Source organism: Haloferax sp. Atlit-6N, from assembly GCF_003383195.1.
Taxonomy (GTDB): domain Archaea; phylum Halobacteriota; class Halobacteria; order Halobacteriales; family Haloferacaceae; genus Haloferax; species Haloferax gibbonsii.
In genome coordinates this window covers 38,435-55,040 of the sequence record NZ_QEQJ01000004.1, presented here as the reverse complement: position 1 = coordinate 55,040, position 16,606 = coordinate 38,435, and the positions used below count along the sequence as shown (strand labels likewise).

Below are 16,606 nucleotides of genomic sequence, written 5' to 3'. Positions count from 1 at the left end.
ATTGAGGGTGTCTCGAGATATATGGTGAAAACTACGATCTCCTGGGTGACTGGCCCATACCTGAAAACTAGTGTTTGTATTGTTATTTATTTTCAATATTGATGGATGAAGTTACTATCTCCGAGCGGAGGAGAATAGTCTCGTGTAGACACGACAACGTCGCGCAGCTATCCATCAACACGAGACACGAAACGCCAGTACATTTTTGAGTTCTTGGTTGAGAGTATCCACTGATGTTTGCAAATCGGGCTGCCCTTGCAGCTACATCCGAACACAAACTCGTACTCGACTGCCTTGAGGCGGGGATTCGCGCTGCACACCCGCAGTCGGTTATCGAACGGACTGTTTCGGTAGTAGACAACACGTTACACGTCGGTGAGCGCGAGTACGACCTAGACGACTACGATCGCCTGCTCGTGTTGGGCGGTGGTAACGCCGCTGGCCACGTCGCTGCGGCCCTCGAGACGTGCTTGTCCGACCGAATCGACGACGGACTGGTCGTGACAGATGATCCTGTTTCGCTCTCGAGGGTCAGCTGTGTCGAGGGGTCTCACCCGATTCCAGATGCGTCCGCCGTTTCAGGGACCGCCGAGCTGTTGGAGCTAGCGTCGGACGCGACGACAGACGATCTCGTGCTCAGTATCGTGACGGGTGGGGGGAGCGCTCTCCTCCCTGCCCCAGCGGGTACTCTCACTCTTAGTGACGTACAGGCAGTCACCGAGACACTTCTCAGGGCCGGTGCGACGATTGGAGAGATCAATACGGTTCGAAAACATCTTTCAGCAATCAAGGGCGGACGTCTCGCGGTCGCTGCCTCCCCAGCGGATGTCATCGGGCTCGTGTTCAGCGATGTCGTCGGGAACGATTTAGGTGCAGTCGCGAGCGGCCCTGTCTCGCCGGATCCGACGACATATGGCGACGCACAAGCGGTGTTCGACCGCTACAACATCGAACCGCCTGAACCGGTTGTGCGCCACCTCAAAGATGGCTTCCAAGGGGGGCACCCAGAAACGCCTACAGAAGACCACCCGGCTTTCGCTAGTGTGGACGTTCACGTCTTGGCAGATAACGGAACTGCGTTGGAGAGTGCCGCTGAAGTCGCTCACGAACACGGGTACGAGTCGATGATCTTGTCATCACATGTCCGAGGCGAAGCGAGCGAAATCGCGAAAGTACACGTCGGTCTCGCAGAGGAAGCACTCGCCGCGAAACGACCGGTCGAACCACCGGCGGTCGTCCTTTCCGGCGGCGAAGCAACAGTAACCGTCTCGGGCGACGGACATGGCGGTCCAAACCAAGAGTTCGCGTTGAGTGCTGCACTCGAACTCGATGCGGCGGGCGTCGTCGTTGGAGCGGTTGATACGGATGGCATTGACGGCAACACCGACGCCGCTGGGGCACTCGTCGATGCCGAGCTACTTGATGACCAAGAGAGTGCACAAGCTGGGCTCGCACAAAACGACGTCTATCCACACCTCGAGGCCGCTGAGGCACTTCTTCGATCGGGTCCGACCGGGACAAATGTAAACGATCTTCGTGTGATGGTAATCACGTTGACGTGAACTGCCTCGGGGGCTTGACCCCGAGGCACTCGCCTTGTTTTCTCTGTAGACCCGACATTCTGTTTTATTTCTTCGTGGGTCGTGGTCCGCACGAGAACGTGTCAATCGTAACTTGGTATCGGTCTGGCTGGCATCTATCTACACAACAACACATACTATATAAAATTCCATCCCGTGGAATATAATCACCGATGATAGATTATGTGGCAAGGGATTACAACGATATCTTTGTAATGTATAGTACGAACATCGCTTCACCCGCACGGCATTCGTCTACTGGTATTTCATATTGAGCTCGACCTCGTTAACGACACCCAAGAGTTTGTCTGGCAGTTCTTCGCGGTAGAATTCACCTTTGAACCGGTTCTGCGGGCCGGAGATACCGATCGCACCTAACGGCTGTCCGTTCGGCTTGATAACTGGAACTGAGACGGACCGGAGACCCTCAATATACTCTTGATCATTGAAACTGACGCCCTCGTCTCTGATCTCGCGTAGTTCGTCGTAGAGCTCGTCTTCGTCCGTGATGGTGTTCTCGGTGATTTTTGGGAGCCCATGACGCTCGATAATGCGAGCGATTTGGTCGTCGGTCAGTTGAGCGAGAATTGCTTTTCCGCCGGAGGTCGCGTGGATTGGCATTCGCTTTCCGAGCTGCGTGTTCGTCTGAACGGCGTGTTCTCCGGTTTCTCGATAGATGTACACGAGATAGCCGTGTTCTTCGATCATGAACTGAGCACGTTCGTCAGTCTCCGAGGCGAGTGCTTTGACTTTCGGTTCGATCTGAGCGAACGCCTCGTGTCGGTTGTTTACGCCCATACCGATGTAAAGAAATCGGGAGCCGATGTGGTAGAGATCCCCCGTCTTCATCACGTACTCTCGTTCCTCGAGTGTCTTGAGATGCCGGTGAACCGTGCTCTTGGGCAGCTCTAACTCCGTCGCCAGTTCCGATACTCGAGCCCCGTTTCGGTCTCGTAGCTCCTCGATAATCCTGAACAGCTTGTGTGTCGTTTTCATGGTTTGTGTCTCCGTTAGTCGTGATTCTCAGCGATGGTACATAAAGTTTCACAATGTGGAACATAGCACTTGGAGTCTCACTTCGGATTGGCGCGCGTGTCTCGGCGTACACACGTAGTGTTCGTGTGAGTCTCACTCACACATATATTCTTAACAATCATGATGGTTGTTCGCGTGTCCATCCATCTGTCTTCGAACACAACGAAGTGAGACCCCATACTGGCCACCGATCAGCATCGAGTGTGTGCCATGATACGGAACTTTATATGCGAATTCAATGAGTACGAAGTACAATCGGTAACTAATCATAAAAAACGAAACGTCCGTCAGTTTGGTTTCGTTACGCTTCGTCGCCGACGGTCCAGGAGTCGTCCCACACGTCTTGTTCCTTGTAGAACTCAGCGACGCCGGGGTGGACCGGATGTTCTGGAATGACTGCGGTGGCCATATCTGCCGGGTCAGAGTGGTCAGCGTACGTCTGGTCGGCCTCCCGGATCGTCTCGCCGTGTTCGTGACTGATCCGAGCCAGTTCGTGTGCGGCGTCTGCTGGCACTTCCGGACTGAGCAGACACTGCAGGTCAAGATTCCAGCTGACGATCGAGTCGGTAACCTTCGTGACCTCCTGATTCCACCCGTAAGGCTCGATTTCGGCTAAACGTGCGCCGCCGACCTCTTCGATGGCCTGTTTGAAATTGTCGGCGACATCGACGAGATAGACGTCGTTTCGAGCGTCGATCTGCTTCGCCCAGCCAGTCAGTTCGACGCGGTTCGACCCGTATACCGCAACAGCGTCAACGCGACCCTCTTCGATCGCACCAGGGATGTCGCTCGTGTTGACGTTGATGATGTCGACTTCCTCCCACATTCCGGCGACTCGCATCACCTCTTCGGTGAGTAGCCGCGTCCCGAAGCCCGGCTGAATCGGGTAGACGGTCTTCCCCGCGAAGTCTGCGGTCGATTCGATTCCAGAGCCTTCAACGGCAACCCAGAAGATGTCGAGTCCGTTGAACCGGAACGACTGATAGCCGATGTTATCGACCGGTTCATCGTTGAATCGGTCCGTTTCGTTGACCGCCTTGTTGATCGTGTTGTTGTCCGTCGCGACGGCAGGGATGTTACCTTGGTCGTACTGATACATGTTGGCGACGTTCCCCTGGGTCTGCTCGACGGTCATTCGGAGGGAGTCGCTGTGCTCGTTGAGTGCTCGAGCAAGTGCTTGCATCGAGTTGAACGCCGTACTCCCCTGTGAGGAGCCGCCCATCCGTAGTTGGTACGAGCTACCGCCCGAGCCACCGTCCGAACCCGAATCATCGCTCGAGCCGCCGTCCGACCCTGAATCGCCGCCGGATCCACTGCCAGACCCACTGTCGGATTCGCTGTCGCCACCGAGACAGCCGGTGATTGCAACGGTCCCGGCACCCGCAGCGGCTGCTTTGATAATACTCCGTCTAGTCCGTGCGCTGTGTGCTTGCTTAGACATCCGCTCTCGACGTTCATGTACATCGATGATAAATCTTGTTGTTAATTCCAATATTTGATTGATATTCAAAATATCATCAGGGGTTTGCGCCCGTGACAGCCGGCTTGGGAGCGAGATACCCTCTCGATTGGTCGCCACCCAAATGTTTTTATCAGGATAGAGCATCAATCGGACCGATGTCGTATAACATAGCGGTGATTCCAGGCGACGGTATCGGAATCGAAGTGACAGAGGCGACCGAGCCACTTCTCATCGAACTTGCTGCGGCCCACGGCGTTGAGATCGAGACGACGTGGTTCGACTGGGGAAGCGAGCGGTATCTCGAAGAGGGTGCGCTCATGCCCGACGACGGTTTGGAGACGCTCAAAGAGTTTGACGCGATTTTGCTCGGTGCGGTGGGTCACCCAGACGTGCCGGATCACGTTACGCTCCGTAACCTTCGCCTCCCGATCACCAAGGGATTCAACCAGCACATCTGCAAGCGCCCCTCGTATCTCTTTGATGGGGTCGAAAGCCCGCTTCGTGGCTACGAGGGCGGCGATATCGATCTCGTTGTCTACCGACAGAACACCGAGGGAGAGTACGCTGACGTCGGTGGACGCGAACACCAAGGATTCGGAAACGAAGTCGCAGTTCAATCAGCGGTCTACACACGCGAGGGGACCGAAGCAATCGTCCGGGCTGCCTTTGAGGCCGCGACAGAGCGGAGTGGAAAACTAACCAACATCACGAAGTCGAACGCACAGGCTTACGGGATGGTGTTCTGGGACGAAATCGTTGAGGAGATTAGCGAGGAATACCCGGATATCACCGTCGAACGACTCCTCGTCGACGCCGGGAGTATGGACTTCGTTCGTCGTCCCAACGAGTTCGACGTCGTCGTCGCATCGAACCTGTTCGGCGATATCCTCACCGACATCGGTGGCATCATCTCCGGGAGTCTTGGGATGGCCCCGTCGACGAACATCAACCCCAGCGGGGAGTACCCCTCGATGTTCGAACCGGTCCACGGAAGCGCCTTCGATATCATGGGAGAAGGCATCGCGAACCCGGTCGGGATGCTGTTGTCGATGTCGCTGATGTTCGAACATCTCGAAGAGGACGATCTCGCCGAGACGCTTTGGGACGGTGTCGGTGCACAGCTAGCAGATTCGGATGCACCGCGGACCCCGGACATCGGTGGCACGGCAACGACGCTGGATGTCGTGGGCGATCTCGAAGAGCGACTCCTCGAGTAACCTATGTATCACGTGCTACTTGCCGTCGACGGGAATGAAGATCGGACGGCAGCCGCAGTCGACGCAGTTGCCAACCTCCCCGCTGCCGAGTCAGCGGTCACCGTCACGATTCTCAACGTATTCGAGGAGTTCGATGCAATCGACGACAGCGGCGGACACGTGACGTCGGAGGAACTCTTCGAAAAGTACGATCCGCCATCGAGCGTAACTGTCGCCCGCGAGGAACTGGACGAGCGCGGAATCGACTGGACGTTCGAAGCGGCCCACGGCGACCCGGCGGCGACGGTCGTACAGACTGCAGCGGATTGTGACGCCGATGCGATTGCCATGGCGCCCGCCAGTCGCTCGCCGGTTGGGAAAGTGCTCTTCGGGAGCGTCACACAGGGCGTCCTGCTTGACGCCGAGTGTCCAGTCATCGTTGCCTAGTTCCTGACCGCCCGACAGCCTGCAACCTGCCCCACTCCCGTTTTCGTCAGCTGAGATTGCCTCCCAACAGCTTCAGTCACACTCCCCGGAAACCGAGAGCCGATGTACTCGGACGTCTCAGGTGCGGATTCGTTTGTCTGCTGTCATGCGAGACGTCGCCATATGACTGAGCCTACCATAACTAATTTATATGTTTGAATCTACTGTGAGAGTGAACCATGGTAGCAAGACGTATCCAGCGATTGAGATCAACAGACCTGGAAGACGCGGTGGGTGGGACGTTAACGCTCGCTGCTCTCGCGTTGTGGGCACTCGTTATCTTCTATGCCTACACCGTGTCGATGCCGCGGGCACAGTACGGTGTCCTGTTCATTGCCGGTGCAATCGGGGTGTACATCCTCAACGAACTCGAAGACGTCATCGCTGATCGGGACTATCTCGACGCAGCCCTGTTACTCGGGTCGTTGGTGATCACCATTGCCATCACCGTCTACGTCAACCTGCACTTCAGGGAACTGTACATCGACCGTGTTGGCTACGCGTTTCCACACGAGTACGCCTTGGCAGCTGCATTCCTCGCAGCAATTGTCTACCTCTCGTGGCGTTCGTTCGGGCTGACGTTCCTTAGCATCCTTGTGGGTGCGCTCCTGTACGGCTACTTCGGTGATCTGATTCCCGGAATCCTCGGCCACAGTGGGTTAAGCTACAGCCGACTGCTCCTCTTACTCGCACTCGACATCACCGGCTTCTACGGCTTCCTGACTCAGTTAGTCGCGGCGTGGATCGCGCTCTTCTTGCTTTATGCGGGGCTGTTGGAGAGCTACGGTGCGTTCGACCTCATCTTCCGTGGAGCCGTCCGAACGTCGAAGTACATCGACTCGGGCGTTGCACAGACCGCTGTCGTCGCAAGTGCGGTTATCGGCTCGATCAACGGTTCACAGACCGCAAACGCCGGTATGACCGGGTCGTTCACAATCCCGATGATGAAAGAAAACGGCATCAAGCCCTCGACAGCAGGGGGAATTGAGGCGGTCGCATCCACGACTGGTCAGGTTCTTCCACCAGTTATGGGTGCGGGTGCGTTCATCATGGCCTCGCTTCTCGGCATCAGCTACGTGACCGTCATCACCGCAGGGCTCATTCCGGCGATGATCATGATGGTGTGTATAATTCTCGCGGTTCACTACATCGCGAGCAATCAGCTCGACTCGATCGACGTCGATGCCGTCCTTGACGAGCTGGAAGACCGGACTCGTCGGGACACCCTCGTCGACACGGTCAAGTTCATCATCCCATTCGGCGTGTTGGTGTACACGCTCGGTGTCATTCAGCTGACTGTGATGACGTCCGCGCTGTACACCGCAGTCACGATGTTGATCACCGGTATCACATTCCCCGTCTTCCAGGCGGCGTACGAGTCGCGCTCGGTGACGGCCGCGACTCGAGAGACACTCTCGGACACGGTGGCTGGCTTCCGGCGCGGTGCGATCATCACGGCACCCATCGCCATTATCCTCGCGGCGATAAACGGCGTCGTTGACATTCTTATGACCACCGGCGTCCCCGGAATCCTCACCCTCTCGATGATGGATATCTCGGGTGGCATCATGCTCGTCGCTGTTCTGATCTCGATGGTAATCTGTATCCTCCTCGGGTTGGGGATGCCGACGACCGCCGCCTACACCGTTGTGGCACTCCTCGTGGCCCCGACGCTCGTCAGTCGCTTCCTCGTCCCCGATCTGGCTGCCCACTTCTTCGTCTTCTACGGCGCGATTCTCTCGGGACTCACGCCACCGATTGCGACGTGTGCCGCGGTCGCCGCCGGTATCGCGAATGCCGACTTCGTCGAGACGTGCTACGAAGCTATCAAAGTCGCCGCCCCATTGTTCGTCTTGCCGTTCTCGTTCATCTACCACCCTGTCATCGTCTCAGGGGTACTCAGTGGTGGTGCCGTCTTCACCGGGTTGCTCATCTTGCTGGGCGGCATCAGCATCATCCACGGAATCAACTACCGCTTTGGCTACAGCAAATGGGCGCAACTCGGCACTCGAGTGGCGTTCTTTGTGGTTGGTGTCCTCACGATGGTGTACCCCAACTCGACAGTTCAGTACGCGGGCGCTGGCGTGATTATCACGCTCTTCGTCATCCAACAGCTCGCGACTCGTAAAGTTGCTGTCGGCGACACCATCAACAACTAGGCGCATCGATGTACAACCGTCAATACAAGACACCGACCGGTAACGGGTAGCTGGCGAGTCACGTACCATCCCGTCGAGGTTACTCCCGAGGACAGTTGTCGTCTCTTCCCACACAGCACGTATTGTGGGTGTCCTCATACGTGGTTACTACTCTTAGTTGACCACGTTTCCTGAATGTGTCTTCGGATATAGGTGAATAAAAATCCAATGTAGTCATGCTATTCTCGTACATTTTTATATTGGCGCATCATTCTCGAGACTGTGCGTACTGAATAAGAGACTGAAGTCAGCCGCCACTTTCTGTGCACATCTACTGTAGAAAATCAATAGTGGTACTAGAATGTCGAATTTGTTGCTCCATTGGGAGCAGCAAAAACTGGTATCACTCCCTGGTATTGCTTATTTATTACACTTCTATTATCTGTACTAGGTGTCTATATCCAGACAATACCGACTCAGTCGTCTCCGCGAAGCGCCCGCTCGATGGGCGTCTCGCCACCCGTGAGATGCAGCGTCTCGCCGACCGTCCGGTCGATGTCGAGACAGGCGACGACCGTCCCTGCAACATCGGCCCGCGGAATCTCGGCCGTGTCGCCATCGAGGCCGTCGACGGTCAGCGAGACGGTTCCGGTGCCGTCCGCATCGGTGAGCCTCGTGGGACGGAGAATCGTCGCATCGAGCGACGACTGTTCGAGGTAGTCGTCGGCGCAGCGCTTGGCGACCAGGTACGGGCGCAGCGGCTCGGGGCCTGCGAGCGGGTCGCCAGCACCGATGGAGCTAATCATCACGAAACGGTCGATACCCGCGTCGACACAGGCGTCGACCACCCGTCGAGCGCCCCAGAGGTCAACCATGAGCGTCTTGTCCGCGCCGGTCGACCCGCCGGAGCCGGCGGTGAACACGACCGCGTCGGCCCCCTCGAGCGCCGCTTCGAAGTCGCCTTCGAGGTCGCCCAGTCGCGGCTCGCCGCCGCGGTCGCGGACCACCTCGAACTGCGATTCGTCGCGGACGACGCCGATGGGGTCGTGGCCGGCGTCTGCGAGCCGGGGGAGGAGCCGCCGTCCGATACCGCCGTTCGCGCCGATGACTGCGACCTGCATGGTTCGCCGTCGCGTAGTCGGCCGGGCCAGATAGGGGCTGGGGTCGGCGAAGGTGAAGATGGTCCGCGAGAACAGAGCGCTCACTCCGCAGGTTGCGGGAGCGAGACCGTTACCACACTTCCCCGCGTGCTGTCGGTGCTGATATCGAGCTCACCGCCGATACCGTCGACGACGGAGTTCACCATCCACAGACCGAGCCCGCTCCCGTGACGTAACGCGGTCTCTTCGCCTTCGAGCATCGCGAGTTCCTGTTCGGAGATACCGGTTCCACGGTCTTCGATCCGAACCGTTACGGCTGATTGTGCCTCAGTTACGGAGATGTCGACGAGCGGTGCATCCTGCGTCGAGTGGACGATCGCGTTCTCACAGAGTTCGTACAACGCGGTCTGCAGATAGGAGTTTCCGAAGACCTGCGCACTCTCAGGGGCGGTCAGCTCGATTCGGGCATGCGGATACTCGTCGGAGAGCGCTGCTCGAATTCGGTCGAGTACCGCAACGACGTCGAGTGACTGTAACTCATCTCCCGCCTGGAGCGCGTTACTGACGGTTCTGGACTTCTCGCTGAGATCGAGCAACTCTTTGGAGCGGTCGACGACCTTCTCTGCGAACGCACTGACTTCGTCGTCGGCCGTCGATTCGTAGATGAGTTCGCCGTACCCGTTGACGACGTTTATGCTGTTTCGGATGTTGTGTCGCAATACCCGATTGAGTACACGGATCTGCTTTTGTCGCCGGACCCGTTCGGAGATGTCTCGAATCAACAGCAGTACCGACTGTTGTTCGGCGTGTTCGATCGCCGCTGCGGAGGCCTCGGCGTGGACGCTCTGTCCCCACTGTGTGGTACAGATGAGTGTTTTCGTGACGCCAGCATCCTGTTGGGAGAGGTGTTCGGTGAACTCGGTGAACTCACAGCCGTCTTCGAACTGGATGACGCTCGACGGGTCGAGTCGCTGTAGTTCGAACTTGGAGTAGCCGAAGAGTTCGCAAGCGGCCCTGTTGCACTCGGCAATCTCGTTCGACTCGACATCGACGACGACGATGGCTTCCTCTGCGGACTCGAACAGTCGTTCGTATCGCGCTTCGATTTGTTCGTACTGGCTCGTCAGCTTTCGAGATTGCACACGTCGGATACAGAGATTTTCGAGACGATAGTTGAGGACCTGCTCGTTGATCGGTGCAGCGACGATATCGTCGACGACGGCTTGCTCCCGCTGCCACACCTGCTGTGTACCCCCGAGGCTGAACGAGGAATCTTGACGCTTGATCACAACGACTGGACAAAATGTCGGATGTTCGGCCTGTTTTTGCGCTAATAGCTGAGAGCCGTACTTCGGGAGGAGACGGTCTTCAATCAGGTAGCACGACGCGGGTTGAATCTCGTCGTCGACGACGACATCGTACTCCGACAACAGCAGGTCACGGATTGCTGATTGGTCTTGTTCACCACTCACGAGCAACTGAACCGTCGTCTCGTCGTGTCTCGTCTCAAACATCAGTTAAGACCGCCAAACAGTCGTGGGACAGCTCACTCGTCGAAGAGTCCGCGAGTGATGTCTGGGGCCGTCTCAAAGGGCCCGTGCAGTTGCAGCCCCTGTGCATCTTCGATCGTGAACCGGTGAAACTGGTTATCGAAATCGCCGAGGCGCTTTTTCAGCACGCCAATCATCCGTTCCATCCCTCCTGCCTGCTCGACGTACGACAGAAACACGACGTTGTCCGCCAGGTAGCTGGCACCTGCGCTCGTCGGCGACTCAACCCCGGTCACTCTGCCAACTTCGTCTGTGATGATGACCGAAATATCTCGCTGCTTCAACGTCCGTGTGAGTGTGTGAAGCCGTCGGACGAGTTGCATGTCATCACCCCGAATCGACATCTTGTAGCCCGCAATGCCATCGATCAGCACGACCTCTGGATCCCGTCGTTCAACGGCATCGAGCACGAGTTGTGCGAACTCTTCAGGCGAGCGTACGAGCGGTTCGATACCGTGTAGCTCCAACAGCCCGCGATCGACGAGGTCTCCGACAGGCGTCCCGAGTTTTTCAGCACGGTAGCTGAACTGGTCCGTCGACTCCTCGAAGAGGAACCCGAGGGTGGTTTTGCCTTGGCTGGCAACGCCGTGTAAGAACTGTGTTCCAGTCGTCGTCTTCCCGACGCCGCTCGGGCCGCTAATGAACGTTACAGAGCCCTCTCGGATACCGCCCCCCAGCAGTGCATCGAGACTGTCGTTCCCCGAAGTGAGGACGTTCGGGTCGAACGGCGTTGTTCGCTGTTGGGGGGCGATCCGCGGATACACTTCGAGCCCCTGCGCGCGGATCTCAAGTCCGTGTGTCCCAGCCTCCTGACCGAGCCCGCGGTGTTTCTTCACTTCGAATCGGCGTCCAGCAGCTCCATTTGTGAGATTGAGCAGTCCGTCACTCAGCGACTCGGCGTCCTCCGGCCAGTTCCCGCTGTCGTCACTTCTGGTCGTGAGTGTCCCGACGACTGTCGTCTCTCGGTCACGGAGATACCGCATGAGCGACAGGAGACGTTTACGGTACTGGTACTGGTCTGTCTCGATATACTTGAGCTGCGTTATCGGATCGATGAGTATGCGTGACGGATTGTACTCCTCGATCGCGTGCATGATGTCTTCGGTGAGTCGTTCCGACTGTACATCACCCGGCTCGACGAGATCGTACGATTGGTCTTCGGTGAAAAACTCGGTTTCCGGGCCGAGGTCGAGAAAATGCGCCCCAGAAATGTCGATATCGACTTGCTTCGCATTCAGCAAGACGTTCGCTTTCGATTCTTCACCGTGCATATAGACAACCGATTCACCCGCCTCGAGACCGGCTTCGAGGAAATGTGCACCAAGCAGCGATTTTCCGGCACCTGGCTCGCCTCTCACCAGATACATTCTTCCCCTGGCAAACCCTCCATGAAGAACCGTATCCAACCCGGGGATTCCTGAACTGATGCTGTCCATCGTTTCTATCTCCGTGTACCAGAGTATATTCGTTCTGGTACCGGACTGGTACACATGTGAAAGTATACCAACACATGGCCTATAACACCGGCTCGCTGTATATGAGATAATGGAACGAGACAGGATCGAAGCGGCACGCTCGTTCGTCCTCAGTTCCAAATACCGAAAGCACGTGCTAAAGGGGTTGGCGAGAGCTACCCTTGCGACCCCAACCGAACTCGCAGAAAACACGGCGCTCCAACGGTCACATCTCTCCAGGGCGATTTCGGAGTTACGCGAGGAGGACATTGTGGAACTCCACGCGCCAGAAGAGCGAACTGTTGGACGGTACTACGGGCTGACTGATTTCGGTGAGGAGGCGTGGGAGCATCTCCGTACGGACATTCTACAGGTGGAGTGGCAGGACCCCGATCCGACGACTGAGACAAGCAGCCGGCTCGTCGAAACAGTAACCCACCGACTCGGAGACAAACTCCGGTTCGTCGGCATGTACGATGGAGATGCAGCCAGACTCTTGTACGCCGATGATGACGCACTCGCCGAGTACACAGAACAGGAACTGACAGACGGTGCCCGAGAACTGGCGTTCCGCCGGGTTAATTTAGATCTGAATATCCCAAATAAAGAGTGCTGGGCACAGGTGTACTTTTTCGACCCGGAAGCATTACTCATCGCCCAAGACTCGGATGGAACCTTGTATTCCGTCAGTTTCGCACCGTACCAAGATGTCGATATCGCTGGCCTTCTGGACACGATCGAGTCGACGGTTCTGCAGACGGGACACGGCGATTGACGTCCGCTCCGCGCTCAGACAGCGCAAAACGACAGACAGTTCCTCGCCACCCAACACCGCCCCGTCGAACCGGACGGTGCTGCTGGAAGCAACACCGTCGTTACCGTCGGGGGTTGGTGTTCGAGTATGCGAGAGACGAACCGCGAGTGGATTTTTGCCGAGCGCCCCGAGGGCGAACCGGACATGGACAGTTTCGAACTCCGCGAGGGAGAGGTCCCGGACCCGCGACACGGGGAACTCCTCGTGCGCGTGCGATACCTCTCTGTCGACCCGTACATGCGCGGCCGGATGCGAGACACGGAGTCTTATGCCGACCCGTGGTCGGTCGGCGAGCCGCTGCAGGGCGGCGTCGTCGGCGAAGTCGTCGAAAGCGAAAGCGAGGCGTACGACGCCGGCGACTTCGTGACCGGCAACGGCACGTGGGCCGACTACACCGTCCTCGACGCCAGCGAGGTCGCGCCCGTCGACCCCTCGGTCGCGGACCTCCCCGCCTATCTCGGCGTGCTCGGGATGCCCGGCCGGACGGCGTACTTCGGCCTGCTCGAGGTGGGCGACCCCTCGCCCGGCGAGACGGTCGTCGTGTCCGGCGCGGCCGGCGCGGTCGGCTCCGTCGTCGGCCAGATTGCCAAGTTCAACGGCTGTCGCGTCGTCGGCTTCGCGGGCTCCGACGAGAAGGTGTCGTGGCTCACCGACGACCTCGGCTTCGACGCCGCAATCAACTACAAGGACGTCGACGACTACCGGTCGGCGCTCGACGACGCCGCGCCCGACGGCGTCGACGTCTACTTCGACAACGTCGGCGGCCCCATCACCGACGCGGTGTTCACGAAGCTGAACCTCGACGCCCGCGTCGCCGTCTGCGGACAGATCGCCCACTACAACGACGAGGGCGTGCCGACCGGCCCGCGAAAGCTCCCGCAACTCATCGCGCCGCGGGCGAAAGTGCAGGGACTGCTGGTCGGTGACTACGCGACCCGGTTCGAACAGGCGAGCGAGCAGCTCGGCTCGTGGGTCACCTCGGGCGACCTCGAACACCGCGAGACCGTCGTCGACGGGCTGGAGAACGCGCCCGACGCGTTCCTCGGCCTGTTCTCCGGCGACAACATCGGCAAGCAGGTCGTCGGCGTGTCGGAACCCTAACTCGGCTAATACCGGGCGTCGCCGTGTCGACACCCCCAAACTGAGAAGCGATGCCGAACACACTTCGAGCGGCCGCGCTGGGTGGGACGCGACAGCAGCGGCGGCCAACACCGCGGAACCGAAGTGATTATGTTAGTTTAGGCGAGCCTAAAAATGCATGCCAACAGATGACAACGGACGCGGAGGTCCGACGCGACGAGACTACGTGAAGTACGGTGGGGCGGTCCTCGGCGGCGGGTTGTTTGCCGGCTGCTCGCAGCGCGACTCGACCGCGACGCAGACTGAGACCGCAACGCAGACCGCGACACCGACGGCAACCGAGACGGCCACGCCGGAAGACACGTCGTACACGGTGACGATGGCTCCCGCCGGCGACGTTGCGTTCGACGCCGTTCCGGAGACATGGACGGCGTACTACAGCAACTACGGCGACATGGGCATCGCCCTCGGCAAACTCGATTCGCTGGAGGCGCTCGTCTACCGCGAGGGGTGGCCGCTGCAGTTCTACGACACGCTTCCCGGCGTCGACGTCTCGTTCGATGGCGTTCGTCAGCTCTCGTCGGGGACGTTCGACAAAGAGGTGTTCTACGAAGTCGACGCCGACGTGCATCTGCTCGACCCCCACTTCGTCAGCCTGAAACACGACGGCTTTTCGGCCGCGGACTTCGACGAAATCGCGTCGAACGTCGGCCCGGTGGTCGGCAACTACATCCGGCGGCACGGCCAGGACTGGCACGACTACGAGTACTACTCGCTGTACGAGGCGTTCGAGAAGGTCGCCGACGTATTCCACGAACGAGAGCGGTACGAGGGGATACGGACGGTCCACGACACGTTCATCGCCGACATCCAGGCGAACCTTCCCCCGGAGCGCGAGCGCCCCGAAATCGGCCTCATTTCGTCGTTCTCCGACTTCTCGGACGGGTCGCTCGACGCGTACCCCATCGGTGCCGGAAACGGGAAAAAGCAGTATCAAGACCTCGGAATCGTCGATGGGTTCGGTCCCCACATCGACGGGAGTTACGCGAGTTGGGACTACGAGCAGTTGCTCGAAGCCGACCCGGACGTCCTGGTCTTCCCGTACGGCTTCGCCAGTCTCTCACACAGCGAGTTCGAGGCACGGATGGAGCAGCTTCGCGACCACCCACTCGGCCAGCAGCTCACCGCGGTCCAAAACGACCGGCTCTACCGCGGCGGCACGTCGTATCAGGGGCCGATCATCAACCTCATCCAGACCGAAATCGTGGCCAAGCAGTTCTATCCCGAACAGTTCGGCGCGTGGGAAGGCATCGAGACCCTTCACGACGAGGACGCACAGCTGTTCGACCACCAGCGCGTCGCCGACATCATCACCGGAGAGGTGTCGTAAGCCGACTGTTCAGCTCGTGCCAATGATTTTTAGCCCCGCCTAAACTTCGAAGCACCTATATTGGTTTAGGTGGCCCTAATTCGTATGAACGAGACGGACGAGAACGCGGGTCCGACGCGGAGAGACTACGTGAAGTACGGTGGCGCACTTCTCGGTGGGGGACTCCTCGCAGGGTGCGCCGGTCAGTCGGGCGATGCGACGTCGACGACGGCGACCAACACGGAGGCGACCGATACGGACACCGCCGGGACGACGACCGCGACGCCCGAATCGAGCTACGAGGCCGAACTGTCGCCGGTCGGGACGGTCACACTGGACGAGCCGCCGACGAACGTGTTCACCCACTTCCCGTGGTTTCCGGACATGGCGAGCGCGCTCGGACAGGGCGACACCGTCAACAACCTCTGGTGGGACGGCACCGTCGCGGGCCTGGAGTACTTCACCGCCGGCTTCGACGACTTCGAAATCGAGTGGGCCGACGCGGCGGGCGAGTACGGCTTCACGAAGGAGCGGCTGTACGAACTCGACAGCGACCTCCACCTCGTCGACCCCGCGTGGGTGTCCACGCAGGACAACTGGAGCCAAGCCGACCTCGACGAGGTCGCGGACAACATCGGCCCGTGGTTCGGCAACTACTACAGCAATTTTAATTCCGCGCCCCCGGAGGAGTGGGCCGACGGCTACGAGCACTACGACCTCTGGGAGCTGTTCGACCGCGTCGCGTCGCTGTACGGCGAGCGCGAGCGCTACGAGGCCCTGCAGTCCGTCCGCGACGACCAGCTCACCACCGTCGAAGACGGGCTTCCGGGCGACTCCGAGCGCCCGACCGCCGCGTACCTCTCTCTCTCGACCGACCTCTCGAGCATCTATCTCCTTCGCCTGAACGCGCCCGGCTACTGGAACGCTCACACGCGGCCGCTCGGCGCGGTCGACGCCTTCGGCGACGAGGAGTTCACGGGGCCGTTCCAGGAGGTCGATATGGAGGCGCTGTTGGAGGCCGACCCTGACGTGATTCTCACGCTGTGGACGGTCACCGAAACCGTCGACTTCGACGGGCTGAAACAGAACCTCCGGGACGACCCGGTCGGCCGCGAACTGGCCGCCGTCCAGAACGACCGCGTCTACCCGCAGGGGACCCGGTGGCAGGGCCCGCTCATGAACCTGTTCCAGACCGAGATGACCGCCAAACAGCTCTACCCCGACCAGTTCGGCGACTGGCCGACCTACGAGGACGGCGACGACTACCCCGACTTCGGGGCCGACGAACAGTTGTTCGACCACGGACGAGTCGAGGAAATCGTCGCGGGCGAGAATCTGTAGG

The 16,606-nt window shown here is 59.0% G+C and carries 13 protein-coding genes; 8 read left to right on the top strand and 5 right to left on the bottom strand.

Translation table 11 applies throughout. The annotated features are described in order from the left end of the window. Window positions 1-233: 233 nt before the first annotated feature. Entirely contained in the window at window positions 234-1,562 is a 1,329-nt protein-coding gene (locus tag DEQ92_RS14300) for a glycerate kinase (RefSeq protein ID WP_115805264.1), read from the top strand. A gap of 273 nt (window positions 1,563-1,835) precedes the next feature. On the opposite strand, the gene DEQ92_RS14295 is transcribed toward DEQ92_RS14300, so the two are convergent. Further along, entirely contained in the window at window positions 1,836-2,576 is a 741-nt protein-coding gene (locus DEQ92_RS14295; RefSeq protein WP_115805263.1) for an IclR family transcriptional regulator, read from the bottom strand. 340 nt (window positions 2,577-2,916) lie between these two features. After that, complete coding sequence (locus tag DEQ92_RS14290; protein WP_233516878.1) at window positions 2,917-4,221, bottom strand: TAXI family TRAP transporter solute-binding subunit; 1,305 nt, start codon at window positions 4,219-4,221, stop codon at window positions 2,917-2,919. 11 nt (window positions 4,222-4,232) lie between these two features. Here DEQ92_RS14290 and DEQ92_RS14285 point away from each other — a divergent pair, with 11 nt between their 5' ends. From DEQ92_RS14285 to DEQ92_RS14275, 3 genes are all read left to right on the top strand, one after another. After that, the gene (locus DEQ92_RS14285) at window positions 4,233-5,294 is read left to right on the top strand and encodes an isocitrate/isopropylmalate dehydrogenase family protein (protein ID WP_042664948.1); all 1,062 of its coding nucleotides are present in this window, start codon (window positions 4,233-4,235) and stop codon (window positions 5,292-5,294) included. 3 nt (window positions 5,295-5,297) lie between these two features. Further along, the gene (locus DEQ92_RS14280; RefSeq protein ID WP_115805262.1) at window positions 5,298-5,720 is read left to right on the top strand and encodes a universal stress protein; all 423 of its coding nucleotides are present in this window, start codon (window positions 5,298-5,300) and stop codon (window positions 5,718-5,720) included. Between the two features lie 218 nt (window positions 5,721-5,938). Beyond that, on the top strand, window positions 5,939-7,918 hold the full coding sequence (locus DEQ92_RS14275; protein ID WP_233516877.1) for a TRAP transporter fused permease subunit: 1,980 nt from the start codon (window positions 5,939-5,941) through the stop codon (window positions 7,916-7,918). Window positions 7,919-8,373: 455 nt separating this feature from the next. Here DEQ92_RS14275 and DEQ92_RS14270 read toward each other — a convergent pair whose 3' ends face one another. From DEQ92_RS14270 to DEQ92_RS14260, 3 genes are all read right to left on the bottom strand, one after another. After that, window positions 8,374-9,018, bottom strand: a complete 645-nt coding sequence (locus tag DEQ92_RS14270) for an SDR family oxidoreductase (RefSeq protein ID WP_115805261.1) — start codon at window positions 9,016-9,018, stop codon at window positions 8,374-8,376. Window positions 9,019-9,098: 80 nt separating this feature from the next. Continuing rightward, the gene (locus tag DEQ92_RS14265; protein WP_233516876.1) at window positions 9,099-10,139 is read right to left on the bottom strand and encodes an ATP-binding protein; all 1,041 of its coding nucleotides are present in this window, start codon (window positions 10,137-10,139) and stop codon (window positions 9,099-9,101) included. Between the two features lie 404 nt (window positions 10,140-10,543). Further along, window positions 10,544-11,983 carry an ATPase domain-containing protein gene (locus tag DEQ92_RS14260; RefSeq protein WP_115821119.1) on the bottom strand — a complete coding sequence of 480 codons (1,440 nt, stop codon included), beginning with the start codon at window positions 11,981-11,983 and terminating at the stop codon, window positions 10,544-10,546. A gap of 109 nt (window positions 11,984-12,092) precedes the next feature. Between DEQ92_RS14260 and DEQ92_RS14255 the strand changes: the two genes are divergently transcribed. From DEQ92_RS14255 to DEQ92_RS14240, 4 genes are all read left to right on the top strand, one after another. After that, window positions 12,093-12,776, top strand: coding sequence for a transcriptional regulator (locus DEQ92_RS14255; protein ID WP_008096103.1), 684 nt, complete (start codon window positions 12,093-12,095; stop codon window positions 12,774-12,776). A 126-nt stretch (window positions 12,777-12,902) separates the two neighbouring features. After that, window positions 12,903-13,916: an NADP-dependent oxidoreductase gene (locus DEQ92_RS14250; protein ID WP_115821052.1), complete on the top strand. Its 1,014-nt coding sequence runs from the start codon at window positions 12,903-12,905 to the stop codon at window positions 13,914-13,916. Window positions 13,917-14,073: 157 nt separating this feature from the next. After that, entirely contained in the window at window positions 14,074-15,285 is a 1,212-nt protein-coding gene (locus DEQ92_RS14245; RefSeq protein WP_115821051.1) for an ABC transporter substrate-binding protein, read from the top strand. 84 nt (window positions 15,286-15,369) lie between these two features. Beyond that, window positions 15,370-16,605, top strand: coding sequence for an ABC transporter substrate-binding protein (locus DEQ92_RS14240; protein ID WP_115821050.1), 1,236 nt, complete (start codon window positions 15,370-15,372; stop codon window positions 16,603-16,605). Window position 16,606: the final 1 nt, after the last annotated feature.

Bases quoted from the DNA above. Each gene is read 5' to 3' on its own strand.
- DEQ92_RS14270 (WP_115805261.1), bottom strand. From the start codon at position 9,018: ATGCAGGTCGCAGTCATCGGCGCGAACGGCGGTATCGGACGGCGGCTC.
- DEQ92_RS14255 (WP_008096103.1), top strand. From the start codon at position 12,093: ATGGAACGAGACAGGATCGAAGCGGCACGCTCGTTCGTCCTCAGTTCC.
- DEQ92_RS14290 (WP_233516878.1), bottom strand. From the start codon at position 4,221: ATGCTCTATCCTGATAAAAACATTTGGGTGGCGACCAATCGAGAGGGT.
- DEQ92_RS14275 (WP_233516877.1), top strand. From the start codon at position 5,939: ATGGTAGCAAGACGTATCCAGCGATTGAGATCAACAGACCTGGAAGAC.
- DEQ92_RS14245 (WP_115821051.1), top strand. From the start codon at position 14,074: ATGCCAACAGATGACAACGGACGCGGAGGTCCGACGCGACGAGACTAC.
- DEQ92_RS14285 (WP_042664948.1), top strand. From the start codon at position 4,233: ATGTCGTATAACATAGCGGTGATTCCAGGCGACGGTATCGGAATCGAA.
- DEQ92_RS14260 (WP_115821119.1), bottom strand. From the start codon at position 11,983: ATGGACAGCATCAGTTCAGGAATCCCCGGGTTGGATACGGTTCTTCAT.
- DEQ92_RS14280 (WP_115805262.1), top strand. From the start codon at position 5,298: ATGTATCACGTGCTACTTGCCGTCGACGGGAATGAAGATCGGACGGCA.
- DEQ92_RS14250 (WP_115821052.1), top strand. From the start codon at position 12,903: ATGCGAGAGACGAACCGCGAGTGGATTTTTGCCGAGCGCCCCGAGGGC.
- DEQ92_RS14300 (WP_115805264.1), top strand. From the start codon at position 234: ATGTTTGCAAATCGGGCTGCCCTTGCAGCTACATCCGAACACAAACTC.
- DEQ92_RS14295 (WP_115805263.1), bottom strand. From the start codon at position 2,576: ATGAAAACGACACACAAGCTGTTCAGGATTATCGAGGAGCTACGAGAC.
- DEQ92_RS14240 (WP_115821050.1), top strand. From the start codon at position 15,370: ATGAACGAGACGGACGAGAACGCGGGTCCGACGCGGAGAGACTACGTG.